The organism is Brevundimonas sp. 374 (genome assembly GCF_900102995.1).
In the GTDB taxonomy this organism is placed as follows: Bacteria; Pseudomonadota; Alphaproteobacteria; order Caulobacterales; family Caulobacteraceae; genus Brevundimonas; species Brevundimonas vesicularis_C.
This window is the reverse complement of record NZ_FNKT01000002.1, coordinates 159426-173728: the sequence shown is the minus strand read 5'-3', so window position 1 is coordinate 173728 and position 14303 is coordinate 159426. Positions and strand designations below refer to the sequence as shown.

Here is a 14303-nt window from a genome sequence, read left to right as displayed (position 1 = left end):
GCGTCAGGCTCCGGTAGCGGGTTCGATCAGGTCCCAGGCGTTGCCGTAGAGGTCTTCAAAGACCACCACCTTGCCATAGGTCTCATGCCGCGGGGTTTCGCGGAAGTGGACGCCGGCGGCAAGCCAGGCGTCGTGGTCGCGCATCAGGTCGTCGGTCTCCAGAAACAGCCAGACCCGGCCGCCAGCCTGGCTTCCGACCTGGGCCTTTTGGGCGTCGGTCGTGGCGCGCGCCAGCAACAGGCTGGTCTCGCCGCCTTTGGGGGTGACGCGCACCCAGCGTTTGCCGCCGCCCATGTCGGTATCCTCGCTGAGATCGAAACCCAGCTTTCCGACATAGAAGGCGATGGCCGCATCATAGTCGTGGACAAGCAGGCTGATCGCGCCAAGCCGGTGCGTGGGCCGACTCATTTCGCAGGCTCCGCAAAGAGCTGGCGGAAGGCGTCCAGGGCCGCGCCGTGATAGATGGTGGCGTGGCTCTCGGTTGGGCGGGGCGTGAAGCTCCAGCTCAGGCCGGGCAGGGCGTGGTCGCGCAGATTGGCCGTCAGGACGTCCATCGGCGCCTGCATTTCGGGGCCTTCGTCGCCCAGGGTCAGGATCAGGGTGCGCGGGTCGTTCGACTGGTCGCGCAAATGGGCGCCGGATTGACGCGCCAGTTCGCCCCCGTCCCACCACAGGCTGGGGCTGACGGCGACATAGGCGTCAAACAACTGGGGCTCCTTCAGGAAGGTCTCGACCACGAAAAGGCCGGCGAGCGATTCGCCCACGAGGGCGGTTTCGCCGCTGGTGCGGAAGCGGGTCTGGATAAAGGGCAGGACCTCTTCGGCCACGAAACGGCGGAAACGGTCCGAATGGCCCTGTGTCGGATAGCGGGCGATCAACTCGGGATCTGTGGTCGGCAGGGCCAGTTCGTCGCGGCGATCCACCGAGGCGATCCCGACCACGATGACGTCGCGGGTCGTGCCGACGACGGTTCCCAACTGGGCGAGGCCGGAGATGTGGTGGAAGTCCTGATCCTGACCGCCGTCGAGGACATAAAGGACGGGATAGGTCTTGCCGCTGTCGGCATAACCGGGCGGCAGCCAGACGTTGATCTCACGCGTCGCGCCCATGATCGCGGAGGGCAGGGCGTAAGACCGGCCGATGACGATGGGGGTTTCGGCGATGGCGGGCGTCTGGGGAACGGTCTGGGCGAGGGTCGGTGCCGCCCCGAGGGCCAGAAGAAGACCGAGTGTGAGGCGTTTCATCGGAGGCTCCTGAAATCCTCCCCCGTGAAGCGCAGCGAAACGGGGGAGGATCTGAGGCTTAAAGCCGCGCCTTGACCGCAGCGACGATGGCGTCCGAGGTGATGCCGAATTTCTCGTACAGAACCTCGGCCGGGGCGGAGGCGCCGAAGCCGGTCATGCCGACGAAGGCGCCGTCTTCGCCGATGAAGCGTTCCCAGCCTTGCTTGATCGCGGCTTCCACGGCGACGCGGACCGTGCCGCGGCCGATGACCGAGGCCTGATAGGCGGCGTCCTGCTGTTCGAACAACTCGAACGAGGGGACCGAGACGACGCGGGTCGCCACGCCCTCGGCTTCCAGCGTCTCGGCGGCCTTCAGCGCCAGGGCCAGTTCGGTGCCTGTGCCGAACAGGGTGGCCTTGGCTTCGCCGTTCGCGGCCTTGATCTCATAGGCGCCCTTCGCCGACAGGTTTTCGGTCGAGGCGACGGTGCGGACGGCCGGGGTCTTCTGGCGCGACAGAGCCAGGGCCGACGGCGCGGTCTTGGTCTGCAGGGCGATCTGCCAGCACTCCATCGCCTCGATGGTGTCGGCGGGGCGGAAGACCAACAGGTTCGGAATGGCGCGCAGCGCCGCCAGGTGTTCGACCGGCTGGTGCGTCGGGCCGTCTTCGCCCAGGCCGATCGAATCGTGGGTCAGGACGTGGATGGCGCGCACGCCCATCAGGGCGCCCAGGCGGATGGCCGGGCGGCTGTAGTCCGAAAACACCATGAAGGTGCCGCCGTAGGGGATGACCCCGCCGTGCAGGGCCAGGCCGTTCATGGCCGCGGCCATGCCGAACTCGCGGATGCCCCAGTTGACGTAGCGACCTTCATAGGTCGGCGCGTCCAGGATCGGCGTGCCCTTGACGAAGGTGTTGTTCGAGCCGGTCAGGTCGGCCGAGCCGCCGACCAGTTCGGGGATGGCGGCGAACAGTTCGTCGAGCGCCGCGCCCGACGACTGGCGCGTCGCCTGGGCCGGCTGGGTCTCGACCAGTTCGGCGATCTTGGCGTTCAGGGCGTCGAAGGCGGCCTCGGGCAGGTCGCCCTTCATGGCGCGGGTGAAGTCGGCGGCCTGGGCCGAGGCGGCGAGGCGGGCCTCCCACTTCTTGCGGTCCTTGGCGCCGCGACGGCCGACCTTGTGCCAGGCGTCGGCGATGGTCTGAGGCATTTCGAAGGGATCGTGATCCCAGGCCAGGCCGAGGCGCGTGGCGGCGATTTCGGCGGCGCCCAGGGCCGCGCCGTGGGTCTTGTGGCTGCCTTCCATCGTGGCGGCGCCCTTGCCGATCTTGGTCTTGCAGGCGATCAGGGTGGGCTTGTCCTGACGCATGGCCCACTTCATCGCGCCCTTGATGGCGCTCATGTCGTGGCCGTCGATGGCCTTGACCGCCCAACCGGCGGCCTTGAAGCGAGCCTTCTGGTCGGTGGTGTCCGACAGGGAGACCTTGCCGTCGATGGTGATCTCGTTGTCGTCCCACAGGACGTGCAGCTTGTTCAGCTTGTAGCGGCCGGCAAGCGCGATCGCTTCCTGCGACACGCCTTCCATCAGGCAACCGTCGCCGGCGATGACCCAGGTGCGGTGATCGACCAGATCATCGCCATACTTCGCCGCCAGATGGCGCTCGGCCATGGCGAAACCGACCGAGGTGGCCAGGCCCTGGCCCAGCGGTCCGGTGGTGACCTCGACGCCCGGCATATGGCCGTATTCGGGGTGGCCTGCGGTCTTGGAGCCCCACTGACGGAAGTTGGACAGTTCTTCCTTCGTCGCGCCCTTGTAGCCGGTCAGGTGCAGCAGGGCGTAGATCAACATCGAGCCGTGGCCGGCCGACAGGATGAAGCGGTCGCGGTCGGCCCAGTCGGGGCGCGAGGCGTCGAACTTCAGGAACCGGGAAAACAGCACCGTGGCGACGTCGGCCATGCCCATGGGCATGCCGGGGTGGCCCGACTTGGCCTTCTCGACGCCGTCCATGGCGAGGACGCGGATGGCGTTCGCCATCTGCTCGGGCGTGGCCTTTGGTGCGGTTTTGGCGTCGGTCACTGTGGAGACCTCTGTTGGGAAGGCGGAAAAAGGGGGCGCGCCCCTTTACCCCGGCGCGTCCTCGGCTTCTATACGGAATCTAAAGGAGCGACCGATGGCAGACGCCACCACGGCCGCACGGGCGCGTATCGACCGCGCCCTGGCCGAACTGGAACGCAAGATCCTGGAGCTGAAGGCGCGGCCCGCCTCGGCGCCCGCGATCGCGGACGACGATCTGTTCGCGCCGCGTGCGGATAGCCAGCGCGTCGCCGAACTGGAGGCCGCCGGGCGCGAGGCGTCCGAGGCGCTGGGCCGCGCCGCCCATGCCGTGCGCGAGGCCCTGGCCGAAAGCGAGGCCGGCTGATGGCGACGGTGACGGTCGAGGTCAACGGACGCCCCTATGCGGTAGGCTGCGCCGACGGGCAGGAAGAGCGGGTCCGCATCCTGGCCAAACAGTTCGACAACCAGGTGCGCCAGGTCGCAGGCGACGTGGGCCATGTCGGCGATCTGCGGCTGTTTCTGATGTCCGCGCTGATCCTGGCCGACGAACTGCATGAGGCGCGGCTGAACGCCGGCAAGGCGGGGCCTTCGTCAGCGACAGCCCCGGCTCCGGCCTCGACGGACGGGGTCGCCGAGGCGCTGAACGCCGTCGCCGCGCGGATCGAAAAGATCGCCCAAAACCTGTAGTCGATTATTCCGCTGCGGATGCTGGCGTCGGGGCCGGCGAAGGCCTATCTTGATCGACGGCGGGTCTTGCTGCGGCTCACGTCGAAGACAACATATCCTTCTGACCTTAATTCACTCATAGGGATCTGTCCCTGTCCGGGCTCGAGGGCTTGGGCATACGGAGCCCACCTGGCTACCCAGGTCGAGAGGATTTAAACGTTCTTCACGGTTCGCGCGGCGCCGCCACCTTCCTCTCTTTGTGAGTGTGCTATCGCTCGCCGCGAGGCGGCTCTTTGCATGAGCACGCGTTCGTAGGGGCGGTTCGATGATCCAGAACAAGCACGAACTTCGATCGGCTGCCCGCGCCTTGCGCAAGCGTCTGGCCGAGACCGATCCGCTGGCCGCCAGCCGGGCGGCGGACCATGCCGATGCCCTTCCTGCCGCTCAGATCGTCGCGCTCTATCGCGCCATGGGGTCGGAGTTGGACACCGACGCCCTGGCCGCGGCGCTGGAGGCGGCGGGCCGCCGGTTGTGCCTGCCGGTCGTGGTCCAGCGCGACGCGCCGATGGAGTTCCGCGCCTGGTCGCCCTGCGAGCCGCTGGAGATGGACGCCGCCGGATGCCCCGCGCCGCTGCCGCTGGCCGAGGTCGTCATGCCGGACCTGATCCTGACGCCGCTGCTGGCCTTTGACGATCAGGGCGGCCGCCTGGGGCAAGGCGGGGGCTATTACGACCGGACGTTCGCCGCCCGACCCGACACCATCCGCATCGGTTTCGCCTATGCCGGCCAAAGGGTCGAACGGCTGGCGCTGGAGCCTCACGACATTCGACTGCATGGCGTTCTGACCGAGACCGGCTATACGGCTTTCAAATGAGACTGGCATTTTTCGGCGACGTCATCGGCAAGTCCGGCCGTGACGGCATCAGCGATCATCTTCCGGGCCTGAAGCGGGACCTGAAGCTCGACTTCGTGGTCGTGAATGCGGAGAACGCCGCGGGCGGCTTCGGCATTACCGAGAACACGGCGCGCGAACTGTTCATGGCGGGCGCCGACTGCCTGACGCTGGGCAACCACAGCTGGGACCAACGCGAGGCCCTGACCTATATCGTGCGCGAGCCGCGCCTGATCCGGCCGGCCAACTATCCGCGCCTGATGGATGCGCCAGGCGCCGGGGCCAATCTGTTCGAGACCCATTCGGGCCGGACGGTCCTGGTCATGAACGTGCTGGGCCGGGTGCATATGGACCCGATGGACGATCCGTTCGGAGCGGTGGAGCGCGAACTGGCGGCGGCGCCGCTGGGCGCGGTGGCGGACGCCGTTATCGTGGACATGCACGCAGAGGTCACGTCCGAGAAGATGGCGATGGGCCATTTCTGCGACGGGCGCGCGTCGCTGGTGGTCGGCACCCACACCCATGTTCCCACCGCCGACTGCCAGATCCTGCCCGGCGGCACGGCCTATCAGACCGACGCCGGGGGCTGCTGCGACTATGACAGCGTGATCGGCAACGAAAAGGAAGAGCCGCTGCGCCGCTTCACCACCCGGATTTCTGGCGGTCGCTACATGCCGGCCTCCGGACCAGCGACGGTATGCGGGGTCTTCGTTGAGACGGACGACCGGACGGGTCTGGCCAAGCGGGTCGAGCCGATCCGGGTCGGCGGACGGTTGTCTCAGGCGATCCCGGTCGTCTGACGCGCCCGGCGACGGTCGATCACCGTCTGGCGGACGGCCATCAGCTCGGCTGCACGACGTTGCGGCGTATGGGTCGCCAGCACATGGGCCTGGGCGGATCGCGCCAGCGCCAATCGTTCCTCGGGTGACGAGATCAGCCGGTCCATCGCCGCCGCCAATGTCTTCGGCGTCACTGCATCGACGTAGAGGGCGTGCGGCCCGCTGGCTTCACGCAGACCGCCGCGCCCGGACGAGATCAGGGCCGCGCCTGCCGCATGGGCCTCGATCGCCGTCAGGCCGAACGGCTCGTCCCAGACGGATGGCGTCAGGGCGATGGCGGCCGTCTGCATCCGCCGCCGCACCTCGCCCAAAGGCGCGGACTTCAGCACCTCGACCCGATCGCCATAGTTTTCCAGCGGCGCGACATGCCGGGTCGCCCAGCGGGCGTGGTCGTCCCAGTCGTTCAGCATCAGCACGGCGCGCCAGTCGGGATGGGCGTTAAACACGGCGGGCAGGGCGGCGCATAGGACATCGACGCCCTTTTCGGGCATGGCGCGCCCGGCGAAGGCGATCACCGGCTGTCGATCCTCGGGCGAGGCCAGCCAGGCGCCGGCGTCGATGGGGTTGGGCACCGCGAACGCACGGTCATGCAGATCAGGGAAGGTGCGCACGAAGGCGTCCCGCTCCGCCACGCTGACGAAGACCAGGCCGTCCAGCCGCTCATAACGCGTCCGATAACGCCATCGGTCGATGGAGTGGCGCGGCGGGCGCAGGGCGTTGTGGCGATAGAGCAGATGCGGCGTCTCGGGCAGGGCCCGCTGCACGGCCAGCGCCTGTTTCACCTGCTGATGATGTTCGATCACATCGGGCTGAAAGTCGCGCAGCCGCTCGATCAGGGTGCGCATGCGGGAACGCCCCGCCGGCAGGGCGTCCACGCTCGTTGAAACGCCGTCGTCCGCGCCCTGACAACAGAAGATGCGCGTCTCGCCACCCCGATCGACGCCCGCCATTGTCCGCACCACCGTCTCCATCGAGTTCGGCTGAGCTTCGGAAAACAGGCAGCCGGGAGGGAGCAGGATGGCGGTGCGCAACGGTCGGCATCCGGTGGAAAGGACGGCGCGACCTATAGAGGGTTCGTGGCGGAACGGCGACGGCGCCGCTCGGTCAGCCCCTGCGCCGCGCCCTCAGCCGCAATCGCATGGGGTCGCGGCTGCGCAGGGTGATCTGGTGGACCGGACGGGGTTCCACCGTGGTCAGGGCCTCGACATCGGCGACGCGCAGGATGGCCGCCAGGGCGATCATCGCCTCCTGCAGGGCGAAGGCGGCGCCGATGCAGACGCGGGGTCCGGCGCTGAAGGGAATGTAGGCGTAGCGGTCGATGGACTTGCGGTTCTCGGGCAGGAAGCGCTCGGGCTTGAAGGCGTCGGGGTCGTCCCACAGCAGCTGGTGGCGCTGGAGAATCCACGGGGAGATGATGACGGTGGCGCCGGCCTTGATCGACTGTCCGCCGATCTCGTCGTCGGCCAGGGCCTTGCGGGCCATGGTCGGGGCGGGCGGAAACAGGCGCATCGTCTCCTCCAGCACGGCGCGGGTCCAGGGCAGGGCCTCGGCCCATTTGGGATCGGAGACGTCGAAGGCGTCGGCCTCGGCCTGGAGCCGGGCCAGATACTCCGGCTGGCGCGACAGCAGATGCAGGGTCCAGCCCAGGGCGCGGGCCGTCGTCTCGTGCCCCGCCAGGATGAAGGTCAGGATGTTGGCTGCGACCTCTTCGTCGGTCAGGCCCGGACCACCGTTCTCATCCTTCGCCAACAGAAGCGCGCTGAGCAGGTCGTCGGGCGGCGCCTCGCCTGTTTCGACCCCACGCTCTATCCGGGCGCGGCGGGCTTCGACCAGCTTCGTGACGCGCTGCTCGAAAAAGCGGGCCGAGCGGAAACTGGCCAGCCGGCCCAAGCGCGGGGCCCAGTCCGGCGCGCCCAGCACGTCCAGCGGATCGATGCGCGCGCCATTGGCCAGAAACTGGTTCAGCGCCCGCTCGAAACCGCGCGCCTCGCCGCCCAGCTCGTCCGAGAACATGGTCGCCGACAGAATGTCGAAGGTCAGGCCAGACATTTCGCTGTCGATATCCAGCACGCGCCCGCGCGCCGACAGCGACCAGGCGGCCACGCGCGCATGAGAGACCTCGGCCATCCGGGCGTTCAGCGTCGCCATCTTGGCGGGGGTGAACAGGGGCGCGAGGATCCGTCGGGCGCGACGCCAGACCTCGCCCTCGGTCAGCAGCAGGCCCTCGGCCAGCATCGGCCCCAGCACACGCCGTTGCAGATCGCCCTTCACATAGTTGGCGGCATTCTCGGTCAGGACGTGCCGCACGCCCTCGGGATGGCTGACCACCAAGATTTCACCAAAGGCCGAAGATCCATGCAGTTGCGGCTCGGTGAAATGCCGCTCGGACCACATCTGGATCGGATCGCGCCAACTGATCCACAGGAACGGCAGCAGCGACAGCGGCTTGCCCGCGCGCCGGGGCGGTATGGCAGGACGGAAGATGGTGTCGGCGGTCGTCGCGTCCATCAGACGCTCCCTGTTCAAGTCGCCGGGTCAGCCAGGCGCATTGCTCCTGAAACGCGCGATCCGGCTCCTGCGTTCATGCGGGATCAATGCAACGTCAACGCGGCGGGCGCGCCCTGTCGATCGCGGCGAGCAACCGCGTCATATCTTCGGCGGCCAGGTCTTTAGCGCGCTGGCTGGACACGACGGGTTTCGACACCGTCGCTGCGGCAGGAGCGGCTTGAGCCGCTCTCTTCTTTTCGCGCCTTTCGAAAAGGAAGCGTTGAAGACCCCAGACGAGGTGAGGCGTCCACGGCTGGCCGCAGGCGGTGCTCTTGCCGGCCTTGTTCAGCAGGCCGGCGACCTCGTTGGGCCGGGTGAAGCCGCTCTTGAAACAGGCGCGGAGCATGGGGTCGAGCTCGTCCAGAAACGCCTCCTTGGAGCGATCACGAAAGGCGAAATGCTTCAGCTCGTCTCTGGTGATCTGCGAAGGCTTGGAAGACAGCCGCCCAGCCGACGCGGCCTTGGTGCGGGTGGGCCCTGCTGGCTTTCCGCCGCCGCGATGGGGTCCGTTGGCCAATCTCAATGCGCCGGAGGGGCGGTCGGCACCCAGGCCTTCATCTCGGCGATCTCGCGCGTCTGCGTGTCGACGACGCTCTGGGCCATGCGGCGGATTTCGGGGTCGCGGCTGTCGCGCAGGGCGACCTTGGCCATGGCGACGGCGCCTTCGTGGTGGGCGATCATCTTGGCGACATAGGCCTGATCGATCGTCTGACCCGAGGCGGCGGCCATCTTGCGGTGCATCTCGGCCTCGGAGGCGGCGAAGGCCCGATCTCCAGACGTGGCTTCGGGGGTAGGGCCGCCCATGGCGTGACCGGCATGACCCGCGGCCTGCATCTGTTCGGTCGTGCGCGCCGCCGCAGCCTGGTTGGCGGCGGAGGTGTCGCGCAGCGCCTGTTGCACCGGATCGCCGCCGCCGTCGCAGGCGCTCAGCAGGCCGAGCAGGGTGAGCGGCGCCAAAACGCGGATCATGCGGCGTCGCCCAGCCAACCCGGCATCCAGCCTTCGTGCCATTCACGCAGGTGGGCGATAGGGATGCTGAACAGTTCGCCTTTGTCGCCCTTGGAGGCGAAGGCGGCGCCGCCCGCATGGCCGACGACCGAAGCGTGCAGACCCGCCTCGCGCGCCTTGGCGATGATGGCGTCGGCGTCCGGCACGGCGACCAGGTAACGGGCCTGGTCCTCGGCGAACAGGAAGATGTGGGCGTGGGTCGCGCTGGAGGCGTCCAGGGTCACGCCGACGTCGGAGGCCAGCACCAGATCGGCGGCGGCGCCGATCAGGCCGCCGTCCGAGAGGTCGTGAACCACGGTCAGTTCGCCGGCCTCGATCCGGTCGCGCACGAAATCGCCGGTCTTCTTTTCGAGCTTCAGATCGACGGGCGGCGGGGCGCCGTCCTCGCGGCCCAGAACCTCGCGCAGATAGATGGAGGCGCCCAGTTCGCCGTGGGTCTGGCCGATCAGGACCAGGGCATCGCCCTCGGCCATGCCGCCGAAGCCGGTGACGACGTCGTAGTTGGGCAGCAGGCCCACGGCGCCCACGGTCGGGGTCGGCGGAATGGCGACGCCGTTGGTCTCGTTATACAGCGACACGTTTCCGCTCACGACCGGGAAGACCAGTTCGCGGCACGCCTCGGCCATGCCGTCGATGGCGCGCACGATCTGGCCCATGATCTCGGGGCGCTGCGGATTGCCGAAGTTCAGGTTGTCGGTGATGGCGATGGGGCGGCTGCCCACGGCGGTCAGGTTGCGCCAGGCCTCGGCCACCGCCTGTTTGCCGCCCTCGTAGGGGTCGTTCTGGACGTAGCGGGGGGTGCAGTCCGATGTGACGGCCAGACCCTTGTCCGTGCCATGCACGCGCACCACGCCGGCGTCGGCGCCGGTCGAGGAGTCCTGAAGCGTGTCGGCCATGACGTGGCGGTCGTACTGTTCCCAGATCCAGCGCTTGGAGGCCATGTCAGGGCAGGCGACGACCTTCATCACCGCATCGGCCCAGTTCTCGGGCGCAGGAATGTCCGAGTGGTTCAGCTTGGGCTGAAGCGCCGGCTGGACCCACGGGCGGTCATACAGGGGCGCGTCGTCGAAAAGCGGCGCCAGCGGTACGTCGCAGACGGTCTCGCCGTGATGCTTCAGCACCAGGTGGCCGGTGTCGGTGGTCACGCCGATGATGGCGAAGTCCAGGCCCCACTTCTGGAAGATGCGATAGCCGACGTCTTCATAGCCGGGCTTCAGCACCGCCAGCATCCGCTCCTGGCTTTCGGACAGCATCATCTCATAGGCCGTCATGCCGGTTTCGCGTTGGGGCACCTTATCGAGGTTCAGTTCGATGCCGACGCCGCCCTTGCCCGCCATTTCGACGGAGGAAGAGGTCAGGCCCGCCGCGCCCATGTCCTGAATGGCGGCGACGGCGCCGGACGCCATCAACTCCAGCGTCGCCTCGATCAGCAGTTTTTCGGCGAAGGGGTCGCCGACCTGAACCGTGGGACGTTTGGCCTCCGACTCGTCGTCGAACTCGGTCGAGGACATGGTGGCGCCGTGGATGCCGTCGCGACCGGTCTTGGACCCGAAATAGACGACGTCATGGCCCGCCTCCGGCGCGGCCGAATAATAGATTTCGTCGGCGCGGGCCAGGCCGACGCACATGGCGTTGACCAGGATGTTGCCGTTGTAACCCTTATGGAAGTTGGTCTCGCCCGCGACCGTGGGCACGCCGACGCAGTTGCCATAGCCGCCGATGCCGGAGACCACGCCCTTGACCAAGCGTTTGGTCTTTTCATGCGACGGATCGCCGAAGCGCAGGGCGTTCAGCAGGGCCACCGGCCGCGCGCCCATGGTGAAGACGTCGCGCATGATGCCGCCCACGCCCGTCGCGGCACCCTGATACGGTTCGATGTAGGACGGGTGGTTGTGGCTCTCCATCTTGAAGATGCAGGCATCGCCGTCGTCGATGTCGATCACGCCGGCATTCTCGCCCGGCCCGCAGATGACGCGCTCGCCGGTCGTCGGGAACTTGCCCAGGTGGATCTTGGACGATTTGTAGGAGCAGTGCTCGGACCACATGACCGAAAAGACGCCCAGCTCGACGTGGTTGGGCTCGCGCCCCAGTCGGTCGAGGACGACCTGATATTCATTGGGGGCCAGGCCGTATTCAGAGGCCAGTTCAGCCATCGACTTCTGGGGGGTCTTTTGCGGAGCGCTCATGGGCGGCGCTTCTAGCCGCAGATGGGCCGAATGTCAGCCCGCGCGGCGCAAGAACGGGGAACATCGTCCATTGCAGGTGGTTGATTTCGTCGACAGCCAAAGGAGCCGCCATGACCGACACGCCCATCGACCCCGCCGCCACCCCCGAAGATGACGACCTGCCCGAGATCGCCGCCGACGACGCCGGCGCCTCCGCCCTGGCCGAACGGGCTCAGAAACAGGCCGATGACGCCGAGGAGGACGAGGCGTGAGCAAGCCCCACACCGACCGCATCGTCCCGGCCTCGGGCCAGCAGATGGATCGTTCCAATGATCCTGAAACCACGGCGGAGATGGACGCCGCGGCGCCGCAAGCGGCTCTGGCCAGCCGTCGTCAGCGGCTGACCGGTTCGGCCGTCGGGGTCGGCAGCGTCGGCTTCGATGAAGCCGGCGCCTTCGACGTGGGCGCCGATGACCAGGCGCCTCAGGACGACGCGGTCACCGACAAACCCTGAGGCTTAGCGAGCGCGTTCGACGCCCGGTCGCAGGCGGAAGGTCAGCAGCAGGCCGCCGATCAGCAGGACAATCGCGCCGGCCAGGGCCGTGAAGGCGACGGTCGGCTTGTCCGCCTGTTCGGCGACGAACGCGCCCAGAAGACCCCAAGCCGTCGGCAGCGGATAGGCGAGGGTGCGCAGCACCGCCGTCACCGCCAAGGCGATGACTGTCACGGCTACGATGGCGACGATGGCCCACAGGTCAGGCGACAGGGCGGCGGGAAGAGCGTTGAACGCTGTCGCCGTCGTGATCAGGTTCAGCGGCGCAGCCACCGTCAGCCAGCCCGCCAGGGCCGCCAGCGGCCAGACCAGCAGGATGCGCTCACGATCGAACATCCTCAACGCGCGGATATGGCTGGATACGGCCAGCATCGGCAGCAACAGCGCGATCAGCGAGGCGAAAATCACGCCCACGCTGGCGGCCTTCAGGTTCAGGGCCGCCACGATGATCCAGAATCCAATGCCGAAGAAGGCGACGGCGGACGGCAGACCCATTCGACCCAGCAGCGGGCTTTCGCCCGTCTGCGGCAGGGCCTGACGGATCGCATAGGCCAGAATGCCGATATAGATCAGGCCCCAGATCGAGAAGGCGTAGCCCGCAACGCGCAGGGTGCTGTTGCCGTCTGCGGCGAACTCGGCCTGGTTCAGGCCCAGGCCGGCCAAGTTCTGCACCAGAGGTACGACGATCGCGAACAGGGCGGCTGCCAGGACGACCAGACGACGGGTGCGTTGGCGGGGCGTGGGACGGATGATGGAGGACATTCGATTTCCAATGCGACGCTTGTTTCCGCCTTTACGCCTCGCCACGCCAGAAGGTTCACCGCGAGCGGCAGAAAAGTGAAGCTTGCATTGGGTGCCGTCGGCGTCATTCTGCCCGACATGACGCTCAAAGCCTCCCTGCCGGCTCTGTTGATCGCATTGGTAATGGTCGCGGGCCAGGCGTCCGCGCAGACGACCGGAGCGCCGCTGCCCATTTCGGTCCAGACTGCCTGGTCACGTGTTCGAGCAGCCCTAACGCCTCAGCAGCAGGCCAATGAGGTGCGGGGCTTCCTGTCGGCGCTCGCTAACGAGAAGGGGCGGCCGACGACGCCGGCGCTGGATGCGCGCGATATCGCCTCAGGCCGCGCCGTGTCGCTGGACGATCCGGCCCTGCTGCAACGCCCTCAAGCGCACGAGGTCACGGTGACGGTGGACGGTCAGTTCCTGGTGTTCCGTCCGCTATCGCGCGCCAGTCTGGAGCCGTTTTTCGGCCGTTAGGAACAATTGGCGCGACCGTGTGGTTGTCAGATGCAATCCACACTTAGGAGCCCATCATGGCCGATATCGACAATACTCAGCCCTCGCTCGAAGACGAGGTCGCCGCCAACCGCGCCATCGAACAAGGCCTCGGCGTGGGCTCGCGCGAACTGGCCGCCCAGCGCGAAGCCGGCGAAAAGGCGTTCGATGATGAAGAAACGGAAGACGATCAGGCTAATGACCTGTCCGGCGGCCGCTCTCAAATCAAGGACGTCTGATCGATTCTAGGGCTCAACCTTGAAGTTGACTGAGAAGCGAACCATCCGGTCAGCCAATGTCAAACCAGCTGCCGACGCTTCATCCGATAGCTTGAGCCGTGCTCGCGGCAACGACCGCTCAACCGCCTTCCACAAATCATATCCTGCTGGCTGCTCGCTTTCAGGCTGACACTCGGTCAACTGGCCCGAGGCGGTGACAACGCAAGAGAGCACAACGTATCCCTCAAGCGGAGATCTGTCCCTGACGGGATTTGGGAAGGTCGGTCGTGGCATTGTTTGCCACTGAACTGTATTCGGCAGTCCGTCTTGACCATTGCCGTCAACTTCGGCTGCGCGGGTTTCGCGCGGATCAACCATCGGCCGGCCACAAGCCGTCAAGGTTTGTTCGATAGCAGTGCTCGATGGATCAAGCTCCATCACATAACGCGTGCGCGGTCCGCCGTTGTTTCCAGGCACAATAACCTGCAGCTTGCCGCCTTTCGCCAGATCGCGGGCGACCACGGCAGGAAGGCGACTGAACGCCATGCTGCGTTGCGTGCCCACAGTCCACACGGATGTATAGGGCTGTTCTTGATCGCCGGCCTGGATCCCGAGTTCCCGCGACGTTGAACCTCTCGTGGCCTCAGGCAATCCGGTGATCAGCACGTCGTACACATTATCAACGCAACGTGCTGCGATCGTCACGCCTGAGGTGAAGTCGATCGTGGCCAGCACCGCCTTGCGTTCAGGGGCAGAAGTGAGAGTCCAGTCTTCACTCTGAGGCGTGATCTCCTGCGCGAAGGCAGGGGTGGTGGTGGTGGCGACCGCCACGAGATAGGCGGAAAGTAAAAGAAGGCTTCGCATACG

Annotated in this window: 18 protein-coding genes and 1 other RNA gene; 9 read left to right on the top strand and 10 right to left on the bottom strand. The window is 67.1% G+C overall.

What is annotated here, in order from left to right; genetic code table 11:
• Positions 1-3: 3 nt before the first annotated feature.
• Genes BLR19_RS08250 through tkt form a run of 3 tightly spaced genes read right to left on the bottom strand, consistent with a single transcriptional unit; the run spans position 4 to position 3294 of the window.
• Positions 4-408, bottom strand: coding sequence for a VOC family protein (locus BLR19_RS08250; RefSeq protein ID WP_091749557.1), 405 nt, complete (start codon positions 406-408; stop codon positions 4-6).
• Complete coding sequence (locus tag BLR19_RS08245) at positions 405-1244, bottom strand: alpha/beta hydrolase (protein ID WP_091749554.1); 840 nt, start codon at positions 1242-1244, stop codon at positions 405-407. The genes BLR19_RS08250 and BLR19_RS08245 overlap by 4 nt, the downstream gene beginning before the upstream one ends.
• 58 nt (positions 1245-1302) lie before the next feature.
• The gene (gene tkt, locus BLR19_RS08240) at positions 1303-3294 is read right to left on the bottom strand and encodes a transketolase (protein ID WP_091749550.1); all 1992 of its coding nucleotides are present in this window, start codon (positions 3292-3294) and stop codon (positions 1303-1305) included.
• Positions 3295-3388: 94 nt separating this feature from the next.
• Here tkt and BLR19_RS08235 point away from each other — a divergent pair, with 94 nt between their 5' ends.
• The 5 genes from BLR19_RS08235 to BLR19_RS08215 all read left to right on the top strand — a co-directional run bounded on the left by BLR19_RS08235 (position 3389) and on the right by BLR19_RS08215 (position 5631).
• A complete protein-coding gene (locus tag BLR19_RS08235; protein WP_091749547.1) occupies positions 3389-3637 on the top strand; it encodes a hypothetical protein in 249 nt (82 codons plus the stop codon).
• Entirely contained in the window at positions 3637-3960 is a 324-nt protein-coding gene (locus BLR19_RS08230; protein ID WP_055752950.1) for a cell division protein ZapA, read from the top strand. Before BLR19_RS08235 ends, BLR19_RS08230 begins: the two co-directional genes overlap by 1 nt.
• A 63-nt stretch (positions 3961-4023) precedes the next feature.
• Positions 4024-4184, top strand: a non-coding RNA gene (ssrS, locus tag BLR19_RS08225) — 6S RNA.
• 80 nt (positions 4185-4264) lie between these two features.
• Positions 4265-4813 (top strand): 5-formyltetrahydrofolate cyclo-ligase, encoded by a 549-nt coding sequence (locus BLR19_RS08220; RefSeq protein ID WP_091749544.1) that lies wholly within the window; start codon positions 4265-4267, stop codon positions 4811-4813.
• Complete coding sequence (locus BLR19_RS08215; protein ID WP_055752952.1) at positions 4810-5631, top strand: TIGR00282 family metallophosphoesterase; 822 nt, start codon at positions 4810-4812, stop codon at positions 5629-5631. The genes BLR19_RS08220 and BLR19_RS08215 overlap by 4 nt, the downstream gene beginning before the upstream one ends.
• Here the strand turns inward: BLR19_RS08215 and BLR19_RS08210 are convergent.
• From BLR19_RS08210 to purL, 5 genes are all read right to left on the bottom strand, one after another.
• Positions 5610-6701 (bottom strand): glycosyltransferase family 4 protein, encoded by a 1092-nt coding sequence (locus BLR19_RS08210; protein ID WP_255366542.1) that lies wholly within the window; start codon positions 6699-6701, stop codon positions 5610-5612. The genes BLR19_RS08215 and BLR19_RS08210 overlap by 22 nt on opposite strands.
• Positions 6702-6774: 73 nt before the next feature.
• Complete coding sequence (locus tag BLR19_RS08205) at positions 6775-8178, bottom strand: cytochrome P450 (RefSeq protein ID WP_091750404.1); 1404 nt, start codon at positions 8176-8178, stop codon at positions 6775-6777.
• A 94-nt stretch (positions 8179-8272) separates the two neighbouring features.
• On the bottom strand, positions 8273-8734 hold the full coding sequence (locus tag BLR19_RS08200; RefSeq protein WP_091749541.1) for a hypothetical protein: 462 nt from the start codon (positions 8732-8734) through the stop codon (positions 8273-8275).
• Between the two features lie 2 nt (positions 8735-8736).
• Positions 8737-9186, bottom strand: coding sequence for a DUF305 domain-containing protein (locus BLR19_RS08195; protein WP_176758308.1), 450 nt, complete (start codon positions 9184-9186; stop codon positions 8737-8739).
• Entirely contained in the window at positions 9183-11411 is a 2229-nt protein-coding gene (gene purL / locus BLR19_RS08190; RefSeq protein WP_091749535.1) for a phosphoribosylformylglycinamidine synthase subunit PurL, read from the bottom strand. Before purL ends, BLR19_RS08195 begins: the two co-directional genes overlap by 4 nt.
• A 110-nt stretch (positions 11412-11521) precedes the next feature.
• On the opposite strand from purL, the gene BLR19_RS14825 reads away from it, so the two are divergent.
• Both BLR19_RS14825 and BLR19_RS08185 read left to right on the top strand, forming a co-directional pair.
• On the top strand, positions 11522-11662 hold the full coding sequence (locus BLR19_RS14825) for a hypothetical protein (protein WP_153922446.1): 141 nt from the start codon (positions 11522-11524) through the stop codon (positions 11660-11662).
• A complete protein-coding gene (locus BLR19_RS08185) occupies positions 11659-11904 on the top strand; it encodes a Tat pathway signal protein (protein ID WP_091749532.1) in 246 nt (81 codons plus the stop codon). Before BLR19_RS14825 ends, BLR19_RS08185 begins: the two co-directional genes overlap by 4 nt.
• Positions 11905-11907: 3 nt before the next feature.
• Here BLR19_RS08185 and BLR19_RS08180 read toward each other — a convergent pair whose 3' ends face one another.
• Entirely contained in the window at positions 11908-12705 is a 798-nt protein-coding gene (locus BLR19_RS08180; protein ID WP_091749530.1) for a hypothetical protein, read from the bottom strand.
• Between the two features lie 75 nt (positions 12706-12780).
• On the opposite strand from BLR19_RS08180, the gene BLR19_RS08175 reads away from it, so the two are divergent.
• Both BLR19_RS08175 and BLR19_RS08170 read left to right on the top strand, forming a co-directional pair.
• Positions 12781-13200 carry a hypothetical protein gene (locus BLR19_RS08175; protein ID WP_255366541.1) on the top strand — a complete coding sequence of 140 codons (420 nt, stop codon included), beginning with the start codon at positions 12781-12783 and terminating at the stop codon, positions 13198-13200.
• A gap of 56 nt (positions 13201-13256) precedes the next feature.
• Positions 13257-13457: a hypothetical protein gene (locus BLR19_RS08170; protein ID WP_091749522.1), complete on the top strand. Its 201-nt coding sequence runs from the start codon at positions 13257-13259 to the stop codon at positions 13455-13457.
• Between the two features lie 6 nt (positions 13458-13463).
• Here BLR19_RS08170 and BLR19_RS08165 read toward each other — a convergent pair whose 3' ends face one another.
• The gene (locus BLR19_RS08165; RefSeq protein ID WP_255366540.1) at positions 13464-14300 is read right to left on the bottom strand and encodes a hypothetical protein; all 837 of its coding nucleotides are present in this window, start codon (positions 14298-14300) and stop codon (positions 13464-13466) included.
• Positions 14301-14303: the final 3 nt, after the last annotated feature.